The sequence below is a fragment of the Flavobacterium niveum genome, from assembly GCF_055231775.1.
In genome coordinates this window covers 14,562-38,572 of record NZ_JBUYSX010000005.1, presented here as the reverse complement: position 1 = coordinate 38,572, position 24,011 = coordinate 14,562, and the positions used below count along the sequence as shown (strand labels likewise).

At 45.0% G+C, this 24,011-nt stretch carries 23 protein-coding genes; 14 read left to right on the top strand and 9 right to left on the bottom strand.

Features of this window, described 5'->3' with window-relative positions; all coding sequences use genetic code 11:
- Nucleotides 1-19 precede the first annotated feature (19 nt).
- Nucleotides 20-2,839, top strand: a complete 2,820-nt coding sequence (locus ACZIX4_RS13230) for an outer membrane beta-barrel protein (protein ID WP_463336121.1) — start codon at nucleotides 20-22, stop codon at nucleotides 2,837-2,839.
- 121 nt (nucleotides 2,840-2,960) lie between these two features.
- A complete protein-coding gene (locus tag ACZIX4_RS13225) occupies nucleotides 2,961-5,807 on the top strand; it encodes an outer membrane beta-barrel protein (RefSeq protein WP_463336120.1) in 2,847 nt (948 codons plus the stop codon).
- 105 nt (nucleotides 5,808-5,912) lie between these two features.
- On the opposite strand, the gene lptB is transcribed toward ACZIX4_RS13225, so the two are convergent.
- The 5 genes from lptB to ACZIX4_RS13200 form a co-directional block, all read right to left on the bottom strand.
- The gene (gene lptB, locus ACZIX4_RS13220; RefSeq protein ID WP_463336119.1) at nucleotides 5,913-6,725 is read right to left on the bottom strand and encodes an LPS export ABC transporter ATP-binding protein; all 813 of its coding nucleotides are present in this window, start codon (nucleotides 6,723-6,725) and stop codon (nucleotides 5,913-5,915) included.
- Between the two features lie 115 nt (nucleotides 6,726-6,840).
- Nucleotides 6,841-7,194 carry a carboxymuconolactone decarboxylase family protein gene (locus tag ACZIX4_RS13215; protein WP_463336118.1) on the bottom strand — a complete coding sequence of 118 codons (354 nt, stop codon included), beginning with the start codon at nucleotides 7,192-7,194 and terminating at the stop codon, nucleotides 6,841-6,843.
- A complete protein-coding gene (tatC, locus tag ACZIX4_RS13210) occupies nucleotides 7,194-8,012 on the bottom strand; it encodes a twin-arginine translocase subunit TatC (RefSeq protein ID WP_463336117.1) in 819 nt (272 codons plus the stop codon). Before tatC ends, ACZIX4_RS13215 begins: the two co-directional genes overlap by 1 nt.
- An 8-nt stretch (nucleotides 8,013-8,020) precedes the next feature.
- Nucleotides 8,021-9,550 (bottom strand): hypothetical protein, encoded by a 1,530-nt coding sequence (locus ACZIX4_RS13205; protein ID WP_463336116.1) that lies wholly within the window; start codon nucleotides 9,548-9,550, stop codon nucleotides 8,021-8,023.
- Between the two features lie 9 nt (nucleotides 9,551-9,559).
- The gene (locus ACZIX4_RS13200) at nucleotides 9,560-10,525 is read right to left on the bottom strand and encodes a KpsF/GutQ family sugar-phosphate isomerase (protein WP_463336115.1); all 966 of its coding nucleotides are present in this window, start codon (nucleotides 10,523-10,525) and stop codon (nucleotides 9,560-9,562) included.
- Between the two features lie 91 nt (nucleotides 10,526-10,616).
- Here ACZIX4_RS13200 and recQ point away from each other — a divergent pair, with 91 nt between their 5' ends.
- Complete coding sequence (recQ, locus tag ACZIX4_RS13195) at nucleotides 10,617-12,812, top strand: DNA helicase RecQ (protein WP_463336114.1); 2,196 nt, start codon at nucleotides 10,617-10,619, stop codon at nucleotides 12,810-12,812.
- Between the two features lie 100 nt (nucleotides 12,813-12,912).
- On the opposite strand, the gene ACZIX4_RS13190 is transcribed toward recQ, so the two are convergent.
- The 4 genes from ACZIX4_RS13190 to ACZIX4_RS13175 all read right to left on the bottom strand — a co-directional run bounded on the left by ACZIX4_RS13190 (nucleotide 12,913) and on the right by ACZIX4_RS13175 (nucleotide 15,263).
- Complete coding sequence (locus tag ACZIX4_RS13190; protein ID WP_463336113.1) at nucleotides 12,913-13,149, bottom strand: hypothetical protein; 237 nt, start codon at nucleotides 13,147-13,149, stop codon at nucleotides 12,913-12,915.
- Between the two features lie 133 nt (nucleotides 13,150-13,282).
- A complete protein-coding gene (locus tag ACZIX4_RS13185) occupies nucleotides 13,283-13,711 on the bottom strand; it encodes a hypothetical protein (RefSeq protein ID WP_463336112.1) in 429 nt (142 codons plus the stop codon).
- A gap of 86 nt (nucleotides 13,712-13,797) precedes the next feature.
- Nucleotides 13,798-14,514 carry a DUF4369 domain-containing protein gene (locus ACZIX4_RS13180; protein ID WP_463336111.1) on the bottom strand — a complete coding sequence of 239 codons (717 nt, stop codon included), beginning with the start codon at nucleotides 14,512-14,514 and terminating at the stop codon, nucleotides 13,798-13,800.
- 143 nt (nucleotides 14,515-14,657) lie between these two features.
- Nucleotides 14,658-15,263, bottom strand: coding sequence for a murein L,D-transpeptidase catalytic domain-containing protein (locus tag ACZIX4_RS13175; RefSeq protein ID WP_463336110.1), 606 nt, complete (start codon nucleotides 15,261-15,263; stop codon nucleotides 14,658-14,660).
- Between the two features lie 182 nt (nucleotides 15,264-15,445).
- Here ACZIX4_RS13175 and ACZIX4_RS13170 point away from each other — a divergent pair, with 182 nt between their 5' ends.
- The 11 genes from ACZIX4_RS13170 to tig all read left to right on the top strand — a co-directional run bounded on the left by ACZIX4_RS13170 (nucleotide 15,446) and on the right by tig (nucleotide 23,967).
- Nucleotides 15,446-16,336 (top strand): EamA family transporter, encoded by an 891-nt coding sequence (locus ACZIX4_RS13170; protein ID WP_463336109.1) that lies wholly within the window; start codon nucleotides 15,446-15,448, stop codon nucleotides 16,334-16,336.
- 321 nt (nucleotides 16,337-16,657) lie between these two features.
- Nucleotides 16,658-16,930, top strand: coding sequence for a DUF2805 domain-containing protein (locus tag ACZIX4_RS13165; RefSeq protein ID WP_463336108.1), 273 nt, complete (start codon nucleotides 16,658-16,660; stop codon nucleotides 16,928-16,930).
- A gap of 165 nt (nucleotides 16,931-17,095) precedes the next feature.
- A complete protein-coding gene (locus ACZIX4_RS13160; RefSeq protein ID WP_463336107.1) occupies nucleotides 17,096-17,368 on the top strand; it encodes a DUF2089 family protein in 273 nt (90 codons plus the stop codon).
- Between the two features lie 10 nt (nucleotides 17,369-17,378).
- Nucleotides 17,379-17,957, top strand: coding sequence for a hypothetical protein (locus tag ACZIX4_RS13155; RefSeq protein WP_463336106.1), 579 nt, complete (start codon nucleotides 17,379-17,381; stop codon nucleotides 17,955-17,957).
- 6 nt (nucleotides 17,958-17,963) lie between these two features.
- A complete protein-coding gene (locus ACZIX4_RS13150; RefSeq protein ID WP_463336105.1) occupies nucleotides 17,964-19,361 on the top strand; it encodes an alpha/beta hydrolase family protein in 1,398 nt (465 codons plus the stop codon).
- Between the two features lie 6 nt (nucleotides 19,362-19,367).
- Entirely contained in the window at nucleotides 19,368-19,781 is a 414-nt protein-coding gene (locus tag ACZIX4_RS13145; RefSeq protein ID WP_463336104.1) for a PH domain-containing protein, read from the top strand.
- A 1-nt stretch (nucleotide 19,782) separates the two neighbouring features.
- On the top strand, nucleotides 19,783-20,196 hold the full coding sequence (locus ACZIX4_RS13140; RefSeq protein ID WP_463336103.1) for a PH domain-containing protein: 414 nt from the start codon (nucleotides 19,783-19,785) through the stop codon (nucleotides 20,194-20,196).
- 63 nt (nucleotides 20,197-20,259) lie between these two features.
- On the top strand, nucleotides 20,260-21,816 hold the full coding sequence (locus ACZIX4_RS13135; protein ID WP_463336102.1) for an NAD(P)/FAD-dependent oxidoreductase: 1,557 nt from the start codon (nucleotides 20,260-20,262) through the stop codon (nucleotides 21,814-21,816).
- A 147-nt stretch (nucleotides 21,817-21,963) separates the two neighbouring features.
- Complete coding sequence (locus tag ACZIX4_RS13130; protein ID WP_463336101.1) at nucleotides 21,964-22,317, top strand: phage holin family protein; 354 nt, start codon at nucleotides 21,964-21,966, stop codon at nucleotides 22,315-22,317.
- Between the two features lie 3 nt (nucleotides 22,318-22,320).
- Complete coding sequence (locus ACZIX4_RS13125; protein WP_463336100.1) at nucleotides 22,321-22,512, top strand: ArsR family transcriptional regulator; 192 nt, start codon at nucleotides 22,321-22,323, stop codon at nucleotides 22,510-22,512.
- Nucleotides 22,513-22,641: 129 nt separating this feature from the next.
- The gene (gene tig / locus ACZIX4_RS13120) at nucleotides 22,642-23,967 is read left to right on the top strand and encodes a trigger factor (protein WP_463336099.1); all 1,326 of its coding nucleotides are present in this window, start codon (nucleotides 22,642-22,644) and stop codon (nucleotides 23,965-23,967) included.
- Nucleotides 23,968-24,011: the final 44 nt, after the last annotated feature.

Here is a 24,011-nt window from a genome sequence, read left to right as displayed (position 1 = left end):
CAATTCCTAAAAACACTACATGCGCCAATTATTAACACTGTTTTTGCTGGCTCTGCCATGCTTTTTGTTCAGCCAAACCATCACCCTTACGGGCAAAATAAACGACCCCGACAACCTGCCCCTTGAAGCCGCTACGGTTTACCTTAACTCAGCTAAGGATTCTACCCTCATTGACTATACAATTACCGACAAAAACGGCAAATGGGAGCTAAAGACCAAGGCAACTAAAAACCCGGTTTACCTTAAAGTTTCGTTTGTGGGCTTTGAAGGGTATAGTAAAAGGCTGGAGGGTGTTACAGAGAATGCCGACTTCGGCACCATAAAAATGGAGGAAAAGGGTAACCTGCTGAATGAGGTGGTTATAGAAAGTGAAATACCACCCATCCGTATGAAAAAGGATACGCTGGAGTTTAACGCTGCCTCTTTTGCCGTAAGGCCCGATGCTAACCTGCAGGAACTACTGAAACAGCTTCCCGGCCTGGAAATAGACGAAGAAGGCAAGATAACCATAAACGGCAAGCCCGTAAGCCAGATATTGGTAAACGGCAAGCCATTCTTTGACAAAGACGGTAAGATTGCCCTGCAAAATCTTCCGGCAGAGATTATTAACAAGATACAGATAACCGAAGCCAAAACCAAGGAAGAGGAACTTACCGGGCAAAAATCTACCAGCAACAATGCCAGTATAAACATTACCATAGACGAAGAGAAGAATAAAGGCATGTTTGGGCGGGCTACGGTGGGCTTTGGCAGCGACGGGCGGTACGAGCATAGTATGCTGGCCAACTACTTTAAAGGCGAACGAAAGATAAGTGTACTGGCCAGTACCAACAACATCAATGCTACGGGCTTCTCCATGGACGAGATTTTCGATAATATGACGGGTGGACGAAGCACCACTGCCTGGAGCGACGGTACCAGCTTTAATATAAACGGCATGCAGTTTGGCGGTGGACAGGGAATTACCCGTTCAGATATTTTTGGTGCAAACTACGCTGATAAGTGGACTAAGGGTTTTAGCGGCGCGGCAAATTATTTCTACAACGCATCTGACAGCAAAAATGATAACCAAAGCAGGGTAACGACTTACGTACCAAAAGCAAGTGAAACCGACGAGGACCAAAGCTATAAAACCGAAAGCAACGGAAAAATGAGGCAGGACCGCTACGGGCATAACATCAACACCCAGTTTGAAATAAAGGCCGACAGCACGTTTAACATTTATGTAGAGCCTAAGTTCCAGAAAGGGCACAGCTATACCAAAAATGAATCGGCCAGCAGTACTACCCGCCTTGCTTCAGGCCAGTTACTAAACGACAACACTGGTACAAATGCTTCTGAAATGAACACTGAAAGCTTTAATAACCTGGTTGTTGTTACAAAAAAATTCAATTCGAAGAAAGGCCGTTTCCTCAGCTTTGACCTGGACAACCAAAACCAGAAAGGCGACAGCTATAACCTGAACAATACAGTTACTAATACGTACGACTATACAGGCGGGGTACCCAGCACAACTACCGAAAACCGCAACCAGATACGGCGTGTAGGCACTACAAAAGATACCTATCACTTCTCAACATCATTTGGAGAGCCGGTTACCGATTCCAGCAACGTATATATACAAGGAGAGGTTTGGCGCGAAAACCAGAGCGAGAACCGCAGGGGGTATAATTTTGATGCCGGTTCGGACAGCTACAGCGATTATAACGACGCGCTAAGCGGTTATATGGGCGCCAAAACTAACCGGGCAAAGCCTGCATTAGGGTACAACTTCAGTACAAGCAAAGTGTATGTAAATGTAGAGGCAGGCGCTCACTTTATAGATTACAATGCACGAGGCAGCTACCTGGACGAAGCGCTTAATGTAAAGCGTAATTTTGTAATGCCCTCTGCCGAAGTGTATGCCAATTACCAGCTTACAAAGTCGCGCAGCATTTATATGAACTACGAATACAACTTCAGGACGCCCGAACTATCGCAGATACTGCCCGTGGCCGACGTGCTGAACCCGCTTTCTACTGTTATAGGTAACTCTGACCTTGATTTTATAAAATACCACAATTTATACCTGGGCCTCTACGACTATAACTGGGCCGAAAAAACCGGCTACAACTTTTATCTGGGTGGGGAATATTATCAAAACAATATAGGTACCAGCATGGTTATAGACGAAAGTGCACGTACTACATCGTCTTTCATTAACATACATGATACCTACCAGCTATGGGCAGGCGGACAATATGGCAAAACCTACAAGAATGAAGCCCATAGCCTTAACGCTTCGGTAGGGTTATACTTTAGCAACAGCATAAATAAAGGCATGCAAAACATGCAGATGTTTAAATCAGAATCATACGCTATAGAACCACACGTAAACCTTACCTACAAGTACGGCGAACTGCTTACCATAAACCCAAGCTACCGTTACGAATACAACCAGACCGATTACAGCAACTACAGCATCGGTTCGGCCACGAGTAACGTCCACAGGCTGAGCCTGGCCACTACCAGCTACTGGCCGAAGCATGTGGTGTTTGGTAACGACCTTACCTACAGGTACAATTCGCAGCAGGCATCGTTTGCAAAATCGTACTATCTGTGGAATACCAGTATAGGTTACAACTTCTGGAAAGACAGGCTTACCTTCAAGGTAAAAGTATACGACCTTTTGAACCAGAACCTGGGCGCTACCCGCAGCGTAGACCCTACCGGCATATCAGAACAGATGAATACCGTGCTAAAGCGCTATGTAATGTTTTCGCTAAGCGTGAAACTGGATAAATTTGCCGGTAAAAAAGGCGAGGAAACACCGGCTACCGGAGGTATCATTACGTTCTAAAAAACTAAGATGCCAACAGGTTAATTGTTAAAAAACTCTTAAATCCCAATAACCACTTAAACCTTTTCGTTAAAAACCAGTCTTCTTGTAATATACTAACTGCAAAGCCAATTTAAAATTAATGCAAAAAATCCTTACTATCCTTTTGCTGGCTTGTACCGCATTGGGTTACAGCCAGTCCATCACCCTTAAAGGCAACGTGCAGGACCCTGACGGCCTGCCACTTGAAGCCGCCACGGTGTACATCCGCTCCGTAAAAGATTCTACTCTTTTAGACTACACCATTACCGACAACAAAGGAAACTGGGAAATGAAATCACGCGGCATATCCCAGCCGTTTACACTCAGGGTTTCGTTTGTCGGTTTCGGCACGTACCAAAAACAGTACGAGGCACTGAGCAAAGACACCGACTTCGGTTTGGTAAAGCTTACTGAAAAAGGTACCGAACTGAAAGAAGTGGTTATAGAAAGCGAAGTCCCACCCGTGCGCGTAAAGAAAGACACACTGGAGTTTGACGCGGCATCGTTTAAGGTGCGCCCGGACAGTAACGTGCAGACCCTGCTAAAACAGCTGCCCGGTGTGGATATTGATGCTAACGGGAAGATAACCGTAAACGGCAAAGAAGTAAACCAGATACTGGTAAACGGTAAGCCGTTCTTTGACCGCGACGGTAAAATAGCCCTGCAAAGCCTTCCGGCAGAACTGATAAAAAAAATACAGGTATCAGACTTTAAAACCAAGAAGGAGGAACTGCAAAAAAAGCAGGCATCGGGCGATAATGCCACCATTAACCTAACCATAGATAAGGACAAGAACAAAGGCGTCTTCGGGCGGATAACAGCGGGCTATGGTACCGATGACCGCTATGAGGCAAACGGGCTGGTGAATTATTTTAAAAACAACCGTAAAATAAGCCTCCTGGCATCAAGCAACAACATTAACTCATCGGGCTTTAGCAACGATGATATTTTCGACAGTATGGGCGGTGGCCGCAACATGATGATGTGGACCAGTGGCGACGGTACTACCTATATGAACGGCGTACAGATAGGCGGTGGCGGCAGTGGCATTACCACTACAAACATTATAGGCACCAACTATAGCGACGAGTATTTTAAGGGATTTGACCATTCGGCGAGCTATTTTTACAACAACCTGGACAATAAAAACAATACGCGAACCCGCAGCGAAACCTTCCTTACCGATGAAAACGGTGCAGCAACAGAAAACAGGCTGATTAACAATCGCGAAGCCGATACACGCAGCCTTACTACATCGCACACCTTCAATACGGAATTTGACATAAAGCTGGACAGTACGTCTACGCTTAACTTCAGGCCCAAGTTTGTACGTACTAACAGTAAGAGGACAACTTCGTCTACACAAAACACCACCGACCAGGATGATGCATTACTAAACGAAAGTGCCGGCCGCACCATGAACGACGGCGACAGGAATGCCTTTAGTACTACACTTACCTATAATAAGATACTGAACAAACGCGGCAGGTCTGTCAGCGCAGAGTTTTCGAACAATAATACATCAAACGAAACGGCGTATTACAACATTACCAATACCACCTTTTACGAAGACCCTGACGGCGACGGCAATACTACCGTACGGAACGACAACCGTAATCAGCTGCAACGCAACCGCAGCCTGCAGGACAGCTACAACCTTGACCTGTCGTATACCGAGCCTATAACCGATTCTTTAAACCTGGAAATGGGCGCCATATACAACTGGGCAGATGACGTAAATGATAATAGGGGTTTTAATTATAATGCAGGGGCGGGAGATTATACTACTGCTGCCGACTCTATAACCAACTACCTGAACAGCAACACCGTTACCGTAAACCCATATGCCAGCCTTCGCCTGGAGAAGAAAAAGCTGAACATAACCCTTACCGGTGGTACGGGGATTTACAATTTCGACAACTTTGGCCGTTACCGCGGGCAAGATTATAACGTGAACAAAAATTACATCCTGCCTACGGCCTCTGCACGCTTTAACTACCGCTTTGAAAGGAGTACGCGCTTATCACTTAATTACAACTTCAATACAAACTTTGCATCGGCGTCACAAATATTGCCCATAGAAGATGTAAGCAGCGCACTGAGTACCACTACGGGTAACCCTGATTTGGCCCCGGCCAAATCGCACCGTGTATCGCTTAACTTTAATAAGTTTGATTTTGCCACACGATCGGGTTTCTTTATTTACGGCGGTGCTACCATAAATGAAACCCAGATAGTAAACTACACCGAGATTACCTCATCGGGTAAACGGAACAGTACCTACGAAAACATTAACGGCGGATACAATACCTACATGGGTGGTAACTTCAATAAAAGTGTAAAATCGGAATCAGGTAACAACCTACGCTATAACATAGGCCTTAATGCCAACTTCAGCCACAACCTGGGTTTCCTGAACACGCAGCTGTTTGAAGCCGACAACCTGGGTATATCCCCTAATGTAAATGTAAACTACGACCTTGGCGAAGTACTGAGCATCAACCCGAGTTACAGCTATACCTATAACAGTGCCAAGTACACCAACTACAGCGTAGGCTCTGCCGAGAACTTTGTACACAAGGCTTCGATTATCCTGACCAATTACTGGCCGAAACATTTTGTTATGGGTAACGACTTTACGTATACCTACAACTCGCAACTATCGGCAGGGTATAAAAAAGACTTCTTTTTGTGGAACACCAGTATAGGCTACAATTTCTATAAAGACCAGTTTACCTTTAAGGTGAAAGTATATGACCTTTTGAACCAAAACCTTGGCAACAGCCGCACCATTACCTCTACCGGTATTACCGATGTGGAAAACACCGTGCTGAAACGCTATGCCATGTTCTCCCTTACCTGGAAGATAAACAACTTTGGCAATAAAAAACCGGGGCCGGGTATGCCAGGCGGTCGCGGCGGCAGAATGCGCATGAGGGATTTTTAAATCAACAAGCATCTATAAAACAATAAAGCACCCTCTCAGGGTGCTTTATTGTTTTATATTGAAATAGAATCCGTTTATATACAAGCCGTGTAATAACCGTGCAATCTATTCCTCTGTGTTATCTGCGGCAGTTTCACTAACCACCTCAGCTTCTTTTTGCTTGCCGGGTTTCGGGGCATAGAAGTCTATTTTCTTGCGGCGCAGCTCAAAGTTCTGGCCCAGGTACACCTTACGCACCATTTCATCGCTGGCAAGGTCCTCAGGCACACCGGCCTTAAGTATACCTCCCTCAAACATCAGGTAGGTCTTATCGGTAATCGCCAGGGTTTCCTGTACGTTGTGGTCGGTAATCAATATACCTATGTTACGATCTTTCAGCTGGGCTACAATACGCTGTATGTCTTCTACCGCTACGGGGTCTACCCCTGCAAACGGTTCATCGAGTAATATAAATTTAGGGTCGGTAGCCAGCGCACGGGCTATTTCGGTACGGCGGCGTTCACCACCACTCAGCAGGTCGCCACGGTTTGTACGGATGTGCCCCAATGAGAACTCCTCTATAAGTGCCTCCATCTTGGCCTCCTGCTCCTTTTTGGTCAGGTTGGTAAGCTGTAGTACGCTCAGTATGTTGTCTTCAATACTCAGCTTACGGAATACCGATGCTTCCTGTGCCAGGTAGCCAATACCGTGCTGTGCACGCTTGTACATCGGGAAATCGGTAATCTCGGTCTGGTCCAGGAAAATCTTGCCGCTGTTTGGCTTTACCAGTCCCACAATCATGTAGAACGAAGTGGTTTTACCGGCACCGTTCGGCCCCAGCAGCCCCACAATTTCGCCCTGGTTCACCTCTACCGAAATGCCTTTTACCACACTGCGGCCCTTATATGTCTTGATTAAATTTTCTGCCCTTAACTTCATTACTGTAATTGTTTAATGTAGCAATGTGTCAATGTAACAATTTACCAATGAATTAGTATACCAATTGACGCATTGTTAAATTTATGCATTGCTACATTGAAAAATTGATACATTATTAAATTGATGCATTTTCCTCCAGCGCTTCCCAAAACTCGTAGGCACGGCGCAGGTGCGGTACTACTATAGTACCCCCTACCAATGTGGCTATGCTCAGCGCTTCCATAACTTCAGCCTTGTTAAGGCCTTCTTTATGGCAGGTTTCCAGGTGGTACTTCACGCAGTCGTCGCAGCGCAGTACGGCGCTTGCCACAAGCCCCAAAAGCTCTTTGGTCTTTACATCCAGTGCACCGGCCATATAGGCATTGGTATCCAGGTTGAAGATACGTTTTATAACCTTATTGTCATCGGCCAAAAGCTTTTCGTTCATCTTTTGGCGGTAGTCGTTAAATTCTTGTACTAAGTCTGCCATTATTCCACAGTTTTAGGTGTTTTATTAGTACGGGCAGCAATAAGTATACTGGCCTCGTACAAAATCATTAACGGAATGGTTACCGTAAGCTGGCTCACCACATCGGGCGGGGTTACTATAGCCGCTACAAGCAATATGATAACTACAGCATAGCGCCTGTACTTGCGCAAATATGATGCCGTAACCAGCCCCAGCTTGGCCAGGAAGAAAATAATTATAGGCATTTCAAAGGCCAGCCCGCACGATATAATAGTGGTTTTTATAACACTAAGGTACGAATCAAGGTCGATGTTGTTGTGTACAATCTCACTGATTTTATAATTCGCCAAAAAGTTGATGGACAGTGGCATAATCAGGTAGTAACCAAACAGTACGCCCAAAAAGAACAGCAATGAAGTACCGGTAATGAACGACACGGCCCCCTTGCGTTCTTTCTCGTACAGCGCCGGGCGGATGAATTTCCACAATTCCCACAGTATAAAGGGGAATGCTATGATAAGGCCGGCCACAATGGCGGTCCATATATCGGTGCTGAATTGCCCGTCCATGGTACGGCTTTGTATAATAAGCGGTATTTCCTGTATGCAAAAGCTTTTATCGAGGTCGTAGCGGTTAGCCATTTCGCAAAAAATGCGGTAGGTAATAAAATCGCCCTTAAGCGGCGCGAAGATAATATCGTCAAATATTTGCCTGCTAAAGAAAAACGCAACAGCAGCCCCAATGGCTATGGCAGCACAGCTGCGTACTAACAGCCACCTCAGCTCTTCCAGATGGTCCAGGAACGACATTTCGCCGCCTTCTTTGTTCTTTTTTGCCATAAATGCAATTATCCTTTTTTATAGTTGGCCAGGCGCTGGTATACCCGTGCCGGCACTTTGTTCATATCCTTTCCTTGTGCTTTCATAAGCTCAAGGTATTTGTTGTAGGCTTTTGCTGCCTCTTCCTTATCGTAAACACTGTCACTACGTACCCAGTTTGCATCACCCAGGTTAAGCCAGGCTACAACCCTGTCGGGGAATTTTTTAGTAATATTTTCCAGCAAAAGTAGTGAACAATATATTAACCTCCCCCTCCTGTAATCATCTTGGGTGTCAAATTCCAGCATATAATACGCCAAATCGTTATACTGCTGTACATTTGCAACAGTTAACGGATAGGTCTCACTAAGAAACTCTATTTCTCTTTCATCGGGCGCGGGTGCACACTTGTTAGGGAAATCATTGGTATATTCCTTGCCCGAAAACAGCTTTATAAGCCCGCTCAGCGTAAACTTCCTAACATACCATCCGTGTCCAAAGGATTCGCTGTTATTTTCATCTAATATAAAACGTTCCAAAGTAGGTACATGACCCCAGAAAATGGGGAAATATTCCTGTTCCAGATTACACGGCACTATAAGCTTCCCTTTAGCATCTTTATACGAACGATAGCGTTGCAGGCTGTACTTATGCAGCGTAGCCGTATTGTACTTGGGCGAAATCGAAAAATAGTAGGTATAAGTATCTTTACCATTTTTGCCTTTTTCCGACATAGAAAATGCCAGTGTATCGCCTTCAAAACGTATATACTTCTGCGCATCTTTTTCCTGAAGCATAAACTGCGCATCGGTATTACCGTACTTTATTTCCTTTTTTGCCCAGTCGATGTGGAACATTTCAGGCTCGCCATCACCGTTAAGGTCAAAGTTTACAGTATTTTTCAGCGTGGGCACAAAGCCCTTTTGCCAGTTAAATGCCTTATGCTTATCCAGCAGCGGCGGGTTTTCATAAGTATAATCAGTCGATACAGAGGTGTCTTTTTTCAACTCCAGGCTTTCACCTTTGGCCGTAACCAGTGTAATCGATGTTTCGGCACCCCGCTGCTTTTTGCTTATAGCTACATCGGTATATCTTTGGTCGATTAACTGCTCGCTCTCATCCTTATTATAAGTATAGTCGTACTCCCCTTCAAACACTAATGCTCCCCCGGAAATACGATATACATCATAGTATAACATAAGGTCGGCATATTGTTCCTGGAAGATGTAATACTCACCTGCCTTCTCGTTATAGTACAGAAAAAACTCATCTATAGGATCTTCAGACCCAGTAAACTCTACATCACCTGCAGGCTTGCCGCTTATAATAAACTGCATCATGGCAGGCATGGTGTACTCTGATGCGCCTTCACGCTGCATGGCTACGTTAATGTTTACAGCATTATGGGTAAGCCTGCAATAAATGTAGCCCCCCAGCTGCTTGTATTGCGCTGTAGGTGTTACCAGTTTAAAATCAGTTATACTTTGTGCAAAGGCAAAAGGCATGGCAACGAGCCAAAACAGGATAATCAAAACGGTTACATCCTTTTTTGTTGCCATACAACGTTTTTACACAACTCCCTCTTTTAAAATATCGTGCAGGTGCAGTATGCCTTTGTACTCGCCGTTGTCTACCACCACAAGCTGGGTAATGGCATGGTTTTCCATAATGTTAAAGGCATCTATCACCATATGGTGGGAGGTTATCGATTTAGGATTTTTCGTCATAATATCGGCTGCGGTAACGCCTGCTATGTTATCGCGGTCGTTCAGCATGCGGCGCACGTCACCATCGGTAATCACGCCTATAACCTTGCCGTCTTCCAGCACTGCGGTAACCCCCAGCCTCTTGTCTGAAATTTCGTGTATAGCCACCTTCACGCTGTCGGTTGGCTGCACCATAGGCTTACGGTTGGCATCAAGCAGGTCGGCCACACGAAGCAACAGCTTTTTGCCCAATGCACCGCCCGGATGGTATTTGGCAAAATCTTCAGGCGTAAAGCCGCGCAGTTCCATAAGGCAGGCCGCAAGGGCATCGCCCAGTACAAGCTGTGCGGTAGTACTGTTCATGGGTGCCAGGTTCAGCGGGCAGGCTTCCTTTTCTACATACGAATGTAATACCAAATCGGATTCTTTAGCCAGTACCGAATTTTTATTACCCGTCATGCCTATCAGCGTATTGCCGCCACGCTTCAGCAACGGAACCAGCGCCTTTATTTCGGGGCTGTTGCCGCTGTTGCTTATGCATATTACCACATCGCCGGGCTGCACCATGCCCAGGTCGCCATGTATGGCTTCGGCAGCATGCAAAAAAAGCGAAGGCGTACCCGTACTGTTTAGCGTAGCCACAATTTTGGCTGCTATAAGCGCACTTTTGCCAATACCGGTTATAACGGTGCGGCCGGTACTATTGTAAATACGGTTTACAGATTCGGTAAAATCGTTGTCAAGGTAATTTGTAAGGGCAGCAATGCTCTCACTTTCAGAAAGTATGGTTTGCCTGGCAAGTGCCAGTATTGTTTCTGTATCAATCAATCGTAGCGAAATATTTAAAGTAAGTTGCTGTTATAAAAGATTTTTGTATCTTTATTCTCTGCAAATTTATGTAAATTACTATTATCATATAATGAAATCGACCGAAATTGACTTACATAAAGAGTTAAAAAAATATTTTGGTTTTAACAAGTTCAAGGGCCTTCAGGAGGATGTAGTGCGGAGTATAATATCAGGCCAAAACACGTTTGTAATTATGCCTACAGGCGGCGGCAAATCACTATGCTACCAGCTACCCGCCCTTGTTTTGGCCGGCACTGCCATTGTGGTATCGCCCCTAATAGCCCTAATGAAAAACCAGGTAGATGCCATACGCGGGCTTTCGTCAGACCCCGGCATTGCCCACGTGCTTAACTCATCTCTTACCAAGACAGAAATAAACCAGGTAAAACAGGATATTACAGACGGTATTACCAAACTGCTGTATGTAGCCCCCGAATCGCTTACCAAGGAAGAATATACCCAGTTTTTACAGAGTGTACCGCTATCGTTTGTAGCCATAGATGAAGCCCACTGTATATCGGAATGGGGGCATGATTTCCGCCCTGAGTACCGTAACCTGCGCAACATAATACGCAACCTGGGCGATGTGCCTATCATTGGCCTTACCGCCACAGCCACGCCTAAGGTACAGGAAGACATACTGAAAAACCTGGATATGCCCGATGCCAATACCTTTAAGGCATCATTTAACAGGCCAAACCTGTACTACGAAGTACGCCCTAAGCAAAAAACCGTGGAGAGCGATATTATACGCTTCATCCGCCAGCATAAGGGCAAAAGCGGGGTTATTTATTGCCTCAGCCGCAAAAAGGTAGAAGAAATAGCACAGGTACTACAGGTAAACGGCATTAGCGCCGTACCGTACCACGCCGGGCTCGATGCCAAAACGCGTGCCCGCCACCAGGACATGTTCCTTATGGAAGATGTAGATGTGGTGGTGGCTACCATAGCCTTCGGTATGGGTATAGACAAACCCGATGTGCGTTTTGTAATTCACCACGACATACCAAAATCTCTTGAAAGCTACTACCAGGAAACCGGACGTGCCGGACGCGACGGCGGCGAAGGCCATTGCCTGGCATACTACAGCTACAAGGACATAGAAAAACTGGAAAAATTCATGAGCGGCAAGCCCGTGGCCGAACAGGAAATAGGCTACGCGCTGCTTCAGGAAGTGGTGGCCTACGCCGAAACCTCCATGAGCCGCCGTAAATTTATACTGCACTACTTCGGTGAGGAGTTTGACGAGGTAAACGGTGATGGCGCCGAGATGGACGACAACACCCGCAACCCCAAGAAAAAATCTGAGGCCAGAGACCAGGTGGTTACCCTGCTGCAGGTGGTACGCGATACCAAGCAGCTGTACAAACCTAAAGAAATCATCTTTACACTTACCGGAAAAATCAATGCCGTTATAAAAGCCCACAAAACCGATGCCCAACCGTACTTTGGCTCAGGCAAGGATTTTGACGAAAAGCACTGGATGGCACTTATACGCCAGGTGCTGGTGGCCGATTTGATGGATAAGGATATAGAATCGTACGGGGTGCTGAAGCTTACGCCAAAAGGCGAGGAGTTTATAAGCAACCCTGTTTCGTTCCTGATGACGGAAGACCATGACTATGCCGAAAGCGATGACGACACTACGGTTACGGCATCTAAATCGAGCGGCGTGGCCGATGAGGCGCTTACCGCCATGCTGAAGGACCTGCGCAAGAAAGTTGCCAAAAAACTGGGTGTACCGCCATTTGTGGTATTCCAGGATCCGTCATTGGAGGACATGGCGCTTAAGTATCCCATAAACCTGGAGGAACTGGGCAGCGTACACGGTGTAGGCGAAGGCAAGGCCAAGAAGTACGGCAAAGACTTTGTAGACCTCATAGCCCGTTACGTAGACGATAACGACATTACCCGCCCTGATGACCTTGTGGTAAAAACCACGGGGGCCAACAGCAGCCTGAAACTGTACATTATACAGAATATAGACCGCAAGCTTTCGCTGAATGACATTGCGAAAGCAAAAGGACTGGATATGGATGCGCTGCTGAAGGAAATGGAGCAGATAGTATACAGCGGCACCAAACTGAACATAAGCTACTGGGTAGACGATATACTGGACGACGACCAACAGGAAGAAATCCACGACTACTACATGGAAAGTGAAACCGACAGTATTAAGGATGCCCTTAAGGAATTTGACGGCGACTACGATACCGAAGAGCTAAGGCTGATGCGCATTAAGTTTATAAGCGAAGTAGCGAATTAAAAGCCCCCAACCCCCGAAGGGGGAGTTCGGAAACCATAAAAAATCCCCTGTAAATAAATTTACAGGGGATTTTTCTTTTCGCAAAGTTCCCCCTTCGGGGTTAGGGGGCTAATTCTCCCCTATGCGGCTTTAACGCATCGCGTACGGATATCATATACTCATCGGTTACCACCATCCATGCGGTGGCATACATATCGCTGATTACCTCATAACCTGTAATGTTTATGGGCAGCTTTTCTATAGCTATATATTCCTTAAGGTGTATTTCGTGGTGTTCTGCAGTGCGTGCTGCGGCAGGCCCGCGGAAATCCCAAATCAATTTTATTTTACGTGACATTTAGCAACAAAGTTTGGAAGGAGCAAAGTTACAAAGTTTCCTCTATAAGATTACCTTAACAACCTCCTGAAAAACTAAACACCATATCTCCCGGGCCACTCATTTCAAAACAGCCAGCGATAAAACTAAATGATTACAACACCGGACGCCTGCGCACTCCAATAGCCAGGTTAACGGCAAAAATAAACTGTGCCGCCACTGCAACCGCAATAAGCCAAAAAGAAGTGGTTTCAATTTTCCATTCAGGCAGGGCTACAAACAATATAGCATTAACAAGAACACACCCCAGGGTTACTATGGTATGTATAAGTGTAAGCATACTGTTTAATGGCATTTTTAGTTGCGAAGCAAGATAATACCCCAGCGCGATGACCAGAAGCGCGATCTTGAAAAATATAGTAAGTTCAAATTTGTCTACGGCAATAGTATTGCCGCTAAAACTGAGGTTTACAAAGCGCTCATTGGCAAAAGCGCTTATAAACAATGCGTACAGCAGGGTAAAAAACGACGAAGTTAAAAACAACAGCGCCGTGTAGTTCCTGCTAATAAAGGTACTGTTCACTTTAATAAAAATTTAGATGGGCAGTGCAAATTACTAAAATGCTCAAAAAATTCTTACTAAGGCATGCCATTTTAACGATAATTTACCTAAATACCCGACTTACTGCGTTCTTTAACGTATTCGTTAAGTACTTTTCCGTACTTAGAAGCAGCCACTTTCGGAGTCATGCTTTTAGAAATCGTGTCAAGATATTTAAGATTAATATCCGGTATCTCTTTAAGGACAATATATGGGGCCACCTCAAACTTACCGTTGTTAAGGGCATAGTTAGCCGTAAAAAGGTAGCGGCGTTTGGTATTATTATCCATAGCCTTAGCTATACTGTCCAGCCTTGTGGCATCGCCCTGCTTGGTTGCTTCCATATTTTTTGCCACCAAATCAAGGTTAATATCGGTATAGCGGCGTATCATTTTTTCGTATTCGGCAAATTTATCCTGGTTAGGCCCCGCCTTTATTTTAGCCTGGGCATAAAAATAATCCAGTTTGGTATCTATGGTAACGTTTCCCGGTTCGGCAAAAAACATCAGGTTATCGTCTATACTTTCGGTAGTACCACGGTCTATAACAAGATACAGCATATCGGGTCCGTCCATCTTCAGGTGGCTTTCAAAATTAGAATCCCCGTCTACAGCTATGGTATCTATCGTTACCAATGATGAGTCTTTGTATTGCCTTATAAACAGCCTTCCCTGCTTAAAGCCTTTAATATTACCTGTAATATGTACGTTTGTATCGCCATGGTCTTCCTTTTTACAAGCGGTAAAAAGTGTAAGGGCAGCAACTATAGCAAGTATCTTCTTCATTTTTGTATCTGTGTGTTAAAAAACCAGCGCAAAGTAATAAAAATTATGTATTGCATAATCGCTACAACGTTTTTTTATTAAGCCTGTATTTTTAGTATTACTGCACGGATATTTCAATACCATCACACAAACCTACCCGCACCCTAATCTACTATCCATAACAGCACAGGCTTTTTAGTGGCCTGTAGCCGGGCATCAAGTTTGCGCATAAAGTTATCGCTTACAGCCGGGCACCCCCAACTTAGCGGGCTATAGTTCGGAAAGACTTCGGTATCAGACACGGCATCCCAGGAGTGCAATACTATTACACGATCCCTTGAGTTGGCATTGGTTTCCTCCAGCCCGTCGAGCCAGTACTTCACATTAATTCCCCACGAACTGTAATCGCGGCTGCCCACCTTATACTTACCCGACGCGCTACAATGGCTGTCTACACGGTTGCTGAACTTCACCTTTTCGTATTTGGTATCGTTAGGCTGAAAGGCATCGCAGGCACCGTGGGTAACCAGGTTTTGTGCTACTACTTTCTTTTGAGCGAAGTCGTACACAAAAAAGCGGTTGCGTCCCGAATGTACACTCAGGTCTATCAAAAAATAATATTCGGCACTAAAACCGTTTACCTTGCAATACGCCAGGGCTTCACTATGCTTTTGGGAATAATCTTTAGGGGTAACTACTGCTTCTTTTGGGTCAGGCGCATTACCGCAGGCCAGTAAAACAGAACAAATAAATAAGGTCAGCCGGAACATGTTAGTAAGGTTTTGTATATAAACTATATTTATAGTTAAATATTGTATACTGACTTGATTTTCAAACCAAAGCTTTTAACCCCATGTTTCAAAACCAACAATAAAACTAAAATTTATCCATTTTTTAAACAAAGAATCATTTATGAGCCTTAAATTTGCCCGCTTTTTAAATTTTTAGCACTATGCAAAACAATGATACTGTAAAAGGTGTACTGCTGGTAGGGCTGGGCGCTGCAAGCTACGGCATGCTGGCTACATTTGTAAAACTGGCGTATGTTGAAGGCTATACTACTGCCGAGGTCACTGCATCGCAAATACTGCTTGGTATAGTAGCTGTAGGGTTATTGCATATATTCCAAAAGAATAAAAAGCCGCAACAGGCCGCTGCCACTACCGGCAATAAATTGTACCTGCTGGTCTCAGGCACCTCTATAGGGTTTACCAGTGTGTTTTACTACCTCGCAGTAAAGTTTGTACCGGTATCGGTAGGCATAGTACTGCTGATGCAAAGTGTGTGGATGGGCGTATTAGCCGAGTGGGCACTGGAACGCAAAGCCCCAGAACCTAAGAAATTACTGGCTGTAGCCGTGGTACTGGCCGGCACCGTATTGGCCACCAATCTTATCAAGAGTACCGATTTCCCGGACTGGAGGGGCATTGCCTGGGGATTACTGGCCGCTATTAGCTATGCTGTAACAATGTATGCCGGCAATAAAATAGCTACGCACCTGCCCAGCGTACAGCGCAGCCTGTACATGCTGTTAGGCGGAGGTGTTGTAGTATCAGTTTTCACGGCAATAACATGGCCGGGCGGCTTCAACTTTACTATTGTATACACCTGGGGCATACCATTGGCAGTATTCGGTACGTTATTGCCACCGTTACTTATGAACGCCGGTTTCCCGAAGGTGAGCATGGGGCTGGGCAGTATTGTCTCTGCGCTGGAGCTACCCGTATCGGTTACTATGGCCTACTTTATATTGCACGAAACAGTATCTAGCTCACAGTGGGCAGGTATAGCACTGATACTTGCCGCTATAGTACTGATGAATGTGTCTGTTAAACGGAGATAGGTTTGACAAGATATTGTAGAGACGTTGCAATGCAACGTCTCTACATGATGAATGTTACCGGAAAGTGATGCGAAAACTATGTAATTGTTAGTTATAAAACAATTTAACACCGCATCTCAATTATTAAAATACTGATTTTTTATCCTTAAAATACCCCTGCTTACAAAAAGAAACTTAAAAACCTGCGGGCAGCAACCTCAGTTTTTAGCATTTTTTAAAAAGTAATACCCTGCGGCGCGGCAATCGGTTTTTTTATTAATATTGAAATAGTCAATCTATTAAAAGTATAATAAGTATTACCTGATTTAATTTTTTCACGAGATGAAAAAGAGTAGCCGTCCCGAACTGGACAGGGAAGCGTTAGACAGGATAGCAACGCTGGCCCAGGAAGAAAGAAAACCCTTTGAGGAAATTAAAGCCCAATACGGCCTTTCTGAAAAGGAAGTAACCGACATTATGAAAGCAAGGCTGTCTCACGATGGTTTTGAACTGTGGAAAAAGAAAACGGCGGCCAAAAAGCCGAAGCCAAAACCCATAAATACCCTCGAAGACGACGAACTCGATTCCAGGTATTACTTTAACCGAAGATTTTAAAAACCCGAAACAAGCCAAAAGCTCCCTTCTGTAAGGGAGTTTTTTTATTTAATCACTTGTCTCTTTTGTCTTATCCATTTTATCTATATTTCCAATAATAAATTTTATTTCATTTTTATTAAACTATATTTTAATTTTATTTACCTTTGAATAAACAAAATTAAAATGACAACGCCAAAACTCCCCACCCAATGCCCCGGATGCCAAGGTACGCTGCATGTATCTCAACTGGCCTGCCCTGATTGCAGCACACAGGTATCGGGTATATTCAGCCTGCCGCCACTGGCACGGCTAAGCGCCGAAGAGCAGGATTTTATTGTGCAGTTTGTTATAAACGGCGGCAGCCTTAAGGAAATGGCCGCGCTTACAGGCGTAAGCTACCCTACCGTACGCAACCGCCTGGACGACCTCATAAACAAAATAAAAGCCAATAAATAACCTGCACGCCATGAACAAACTGATTTACAATCCTTTTGAAAAATTTTCTGAAAAGCAATTGTTAGCTTTTGGCAGTATAGCCTTATTGGCAGGCAGTGCCATAGCTATACCTTTTGCCGCGCGATTTGATGGTATTATAGACATGCACCTGTCTGATACTGTAGCATGGTGGCAACCGCTTACAGACAACCTGCTGAATACACTGGTACTATCACTATTGTTATTTGCCTTAGGCAAAAATGTAAATAAACGTACCCGTTTTGTAGACATGCTAAATGCCACACTGGTAGCACGGTCGCTTTTCTATATATTGCCGCTTACAAACATAGGCGGATATCTAAGCCGGGCTACCGATAGCATCCTTAAAGCAGGCACCGATATAACAAAAATAGACCCAATAGCGTTAGGGTTACTGTCGGCACTGGGTATTTTGTCCATATTATTGCTGGTGTGGGCAATGGCGCTGCTGTACCACGGCTACCGTGTGGCGGCTAATGTAAAGACCACCCCGCAAATACTGGCATTTGTAGCGGCAGTAATTGTAGCCGAGGTGATTTCGAAACTATTGATATACAACATTCCATACTAATTCAACATGAAAAAAATTTTACTTGCCGCAGTGCTTATGCTTAGTGCCGCACTACAGGCCCAGGACATTACGGGCGACTGGTTTTCACTGCTTAGCTTCCCGGGTGGGCAGCTGCATATAAACCTGCACATTACCAAAACTGAAAAAGGCTACACCGCCACCATGGATAGTCCTGACCAGGGCGCCAATGGCATACCGGTAACCACCATAGATTTAGAAAACAACACACTGGTGTGGGGCATCCCCGCAGGTGGTATCAACTATAAGGGCACAGTGGAAGGCAAAACCATAAAAGGTACCTTTACGCAGAACAACTACCCTATGGACCTTAACTTCAGTCGTGAAAAAGTAGAGGCCGTACCGCCAAAACGCCCGCAGGAGCCTGTAAAACCTTACCCATATTATGAAGAAGAAGTCACCATAAAGAATGACAAAGCAAATCTTACCCTTGCAGGAACCCTGACCCTGCCAAAACAGGGTGGCAGCAACTACCCGGCTGTAATACTGATTACCGGCAGCGGCGCACAAGACCGTAATGAGGAAATACTTGGCCACAAACCGTTTTTGGTGTTGGCAGATTACCTTACCCGCCAAGGCATAGCCGTACTACGCTACGACGACCGCGGGACTGCCAAAAGCACCGGCAAGTATGCCACTGCCACCACGCAGGATTTTGCCACCGATGCCGAAGCAGCCTTCAACTACCTGAAAACACGTAAGGAGATTAATGCCAAAAAAATAGGGCTTGCCGGACACAGTGAGGGTGGTATTGTAGCCCCTATAGTTGCCGTAAACAATCCCGATGTGGCTTTTGTAGTATTGCTTGCCGGTACCGCCATACCCGGCGATGAGCTGATGATGCTGCAAAACTATCTTATAGGCAAGGCAAACGGTATGCCTGAGGAAGAACTTAAAAAACTTGGCGCCATAAACCGCGCCGGTTATGACCTCGTAAAACAGGAAGAAAATACCGCAATACTAAAAACCCGCCTTCAGGCAGCGTTTAACAAAGACCTGAAGCCTTTGCTTATTTCGAAAGGTATACCCGAAGCACAGGCATCGCAATACATAGAAATGCAGATAGGCGACTTAACCTCACCGTGGTACCTGAATTTTATCCGCTGTAACCCCTACCCTACACTGGAAAAAGTGAAATGTCCGCTACTGGCCATAAACGGCAGCAAAGACGTTCAGGTAGCACCTAAGGCCAACCTCGACGCTATAAAGCGTGCTGCGATAAAAAGCGGCAATAAAAAAGTAACTGTTCAGGAACTGCCGGGACTTAACCACCTGTTCCAGACCAGCACTACAGGTGCCCCCACCGAATATGGTGAAATAGAGGAGACCTTTGCCCCGGCTGCCCTTAAAGTGGTAGGCGACTGGATAGCGCAGCAAACCAAATAATAAATTATGGAAACGACATATAAATCTAAAGTGGGGTTGTCTTTTATAATCCCCACAGTATTACTATGCGCAATTTTACTCTTTACATCAGTATATTACAAGGAATGGATGTTTGCCGCTGTGCTGGCCCTGGTATTGTCTTATGCTGTTTTTGTGTCAACCTGCACCCTTTATACCATTGAAAATGGGAAATTGGTTGTACAGGTAGGCAGCCTTTACAAAAGGCATATCGATATTGCATCAATAAGCAAAATAAACGAGGTTGTAAGTGTTATCAATGCCCCTACCACCTCATACCACAGGCTTGAAATACTGTACGGCAACCATGCGTATGTATTTGTTTCACCCATAAACCGCGACCAATTTGTACAACAACTACAGCAGTTGAACCGCGGTATTATATTCAACCAAAAGAAATAAAATGGCACAGATTTTCCGTTCGAAGGTAGGCCCTGAGCTTATCATACTCCTGTCTGTAGGGATGCTACCGGGATTTATCACCGTGCTTGCCAGCGACGAAAAAGACAAGGAGGCCATTTTTGTAGTACCGGTATTGTTTGTGCTGATATTATGGCTGATGCGCACTACCCGTTACAAAATAGACGGTACCACGCTACGGGCTTATGTATGGTTTTTCGGTTACAGGCCTATTGACATAAACACCATAACCACAATAAAAGATACTAACAATCCGCTGAGTGCCCCAGCCGCATCTATAGACCGTATGGAGATAACCCACAGCCGAGGCTATCTGCTGGTATCGCCAAAGGATAAGGTTGGGTTTATAACAGCTTTACAGAAAATTAATCCGGCTATTGTATATACCTCTAAATAACCCCACCTAATAACCTGAAACCTTACACTTGAAACATGGAACAAAAAACTTTAACTTTGCCCCATGCCGAGAGAACTACAATTTCAGGTGGCGCCGGGGGTGGCTGCACAGATGCCTTTGCTTACGCAATATGTAGCAAAGCTGATGCACGTAAGTCCAGGCGACATTAAGCACATAGCCATACTAAAGCGCAGTATCGATGCGCGCCAGCGTGCCATTAAGGTAAACCTTAAGGTGGCGGTATACCAAAATGAGGAATATCACGAAACAACCGTACCATTACCCGATTACAGGGATGTGAGCCATGCCCGTGAGGTTATTGTGGTGGGCGCAGGCCCGGCAGGTTTGTTTGCGGCGTTGCAGTTGATAGAGCTTGGCTTAAAGCCAATAGTGCTGGAACGCGGTAAAGACGTGCAGGAACGTCGCCGCGACCTGAAAGCCATAAACCGCGACCATATTGTAAACGGCGAAAGCAACTATTGCTATGGCGAAGGTGGTGCCGGCACGTATAGCGACGGCAAGCTGTACACCCGCAGTAAAAAACGCGGCGATGTAGACCGTATACTCCAGCTGTTTGTAGCCTTTGGCGCTTCGCCGGAGATACTGATAGAGGCGCACCCACACATTGGCACCAACAAACTGCCAAAGATCATCAAATCCATGCGCGAAAAGGTGATTGAGTTTGGCGGGCAGGTGCTTTTTGATACTAAAGTTGTAGATATCCTTGTAAAAAACAGTGCTGTGGAAGGTGTGGTTACCCAAAACGGCGATACCATCCACGCAAAACAGATAATACTGGCTACCGGCCACTCGGCGCGGGATATTTTTGAGTTACTCCACAGAAAAGAGATATTTATTGAAGCAAAGCCGTTCGCCCTGGGCGTACGTGCCGAGCATCCACAGGCGCTTATAGATAGCATACAGTACAGTTGCAGTATTGAAACCGGGCGTGGCGATTTTTTACCGCCTTCTGCCTACGCTATAGTAAAACAGGTAAACGGGCGGGGTATGTACTCGTTCTGTATGTGTCCGGGCGGGGTTATAGCCCCGTGCGCGACCAGCCCCGGTGAGGTGGTAACCAACGGGTGGAGCCCCAGCAAACGCGACCAGGAAACCGCAAACAGTGGTATAGTGGTAGAGCTGAAGCTGGAAGACTTTAAGCCGTTTGCCAAATTCGGGCCGCTTGCAGGTATGGAATTCCAAAAGGCAATAGAGCAACAGGCATGGCGTGTGGCAGGCGAAACGCAACGTGTACCTGCGCAACGTATGGTAGATTTTTCGCAAAACAAACTTTCGACAGATATTCCGAAAACCTCTTATGTTCCCGGTACAACTTCGGTGGAACTTGGGCAGGTGTTTCCGGGCTTCCTTACGCAGACTATGCGTGAGGGCTTCCGTGAATTTGGCAAATCCATGAGAGGTTATTTTACAAACGAAGCCATACTGCACGCGCCGGAATCACGTACATCGTCACCCGTACGAATACCACGCGACCCTGAAACATTACAGCATTTACAGATAAAAGGCCTGTACCCGTGCGGCGAAGGCGCCGGTTATGCCGGGGGCATCATCTCTGCTGCTATAGATGGGGAAAAGTGTGCTTTGAAATGCGCGGAATAGATTTTTACTGGATTTTTAGAAGGTTGGATTTTTAGAGCATTGTATGACAGGAGCTATAGCGGCTAAATTCGTTCAATTGATGTAATTCGTGGCTAAACAATCACTATTTGCACGTTTTTCGTACCTTTATACTAATCAAATCGAGCTATGAAAACACTTATCAATATCTTCTTTACTACCGTTTTTGTACTGGTACTGGCACACTTTATGCCGGGCATCCATGTACAAGATACATATACTGCACTTATAGTAGCGTTGGTACTGGGCCTGCTGAATATTTTCGTCAAACCCATACTGGTATTCTTTACGCTGCCGGCTACTATATTCACGTTCGGGTTGTTCCTATTGGTTATAAATGCTATACTGGTACTCATCTGCGATTACCTCGTAAAAGGGTTTGATGTGGCCAACTTCTGGCAGGCGCTGCTGTTCAGCCTTGTGCTGTCGTTCGGGCAGGCGCTTATATCGAGCCTTACCGATGATAAAAAGGAAAAACGTTAAGCCATGAAGAAGCCTGCAAAAACCTGTTATTCGCACCTGGGTGGTAAGTTGGGTGCCCTGCTTTTGGAAAATTTCATTGAAAAAGGGTGGATTGCCAAAGACAATGCAGCTGATAAACACTACTACATAACCGAACTTGGAGAGCAAGGATTTACTGCGTTGGGTGTGGATTTAAGCAGTATTAAGGAAGAGTAAAATACAGTAAAAGAGGTGAAAATTTAGTGCTTTTCCGGTGTTGAAATTCAATACTTTAAAAAGTGTTGTTTGCAAAATAAAAATGCATTAATTTTGCCACCCATTATTTGAAACAAAATATTTTCACAGATGAACATTACTAAAGCGCAGGTAGATGCACTAAATGCTGTTGTTACAGTGGCCATTACCAAAGACGATTATAAGCCGAAAGTAGACAAAGTACTTCAGGACTACAGGAAAAACGCTAATATTCCCGGCTTCAGGAAAGGTGCTGTGCCTATGAGCCTTATCGAAAAACAATACGGTAAAGCCATATTGCTTGATGAGGTGAACAAGCTGCTTCAGACTTCACTGAACGACTATCTTGTAGAAGAAAAACTAGACATACTGGGCAACCCGCTTCCTAAAGTTACGGAAGATTTCAACTGGGATGCCGACGATTACTCTTTTGAGTTTGAACTTGGCCTTGCCCCTCAGTTCTCTGTAGACCTTGCTGCTAAGAACAAAGTGGTTAAATACGATATCGTAGCCGACGATAAAATGCTTGACGAGCAGGTAGAGCGCATCCAGAAGCAATTTGGTAAACTGGTAGCTAAAGAAACTGTAGAAGAAGGCGATGATATTGCCGGTACGTTTACAAACGAAGAGAAAGGCATTAACAACCGCACCACAATTACTACCGATATATTCAAAACCAAGAAAGACGGTAAAAAATTCATCGGCAAAAAAGCAGGTGATGTAGTTACCCTTTCTACAAAAGGCCTTTTTGATGACGACCACAAACTTATGGATTACCTTAAAGTAGGCCATGACGATGTACACGGTCTTGACATTGAGGTAAACTTCACTATTGAAGAAGTAAACACCCACGACAAAGCTGAACTTAACCAGGAGCTTTTCGATAAGCTGTTTGGCGAAGGTGTGGTAACTTCGGTAGAAGAGCTTAAAGCTAAAATAAAAGAGGATGCCGAGCAGCAATTTGCACAGCAGGCAGACCAGAAATTCCTTAACGATGTTACGGAATCGCTTATAGAAAACACTTCGTTTGAGCTTCCGGCTGAATTCCTTGTAAAATGGCTTCAGACTGCAGGTGAAAAACAACTTACTGCTGAAGAAGCTGAGGAAGAATACAAAAAATCTGAAAACGGCCTGCGTTACCAGCTTATAGAAGGTAAGGTAATTACTGAAAACGGCCTTCAGATTACGTTTGACGACCTTAAAGCATACGCTGGTAAGGTTATCAAACAACAAATGGCACAGTTTGGCCACCTTAACCCTACCGATGAGGAAGTGGAAAGCATTGCTGCCCGCGTACTTACTAACCAGGATGAGGTTAAGAGGCTTAGCGAGCAGGTTATGAGCGAAAAAATGCTGAACCTGTTTAAGGAAAAAGTGAAATACAAAACCAAAGAAGTTACATATCAGGACTTTATCAAGGTAATGTACGGAGAATAATATCTCGTAAAAAATGAGTATATTTGAACGTCGGCTTTTAGTGA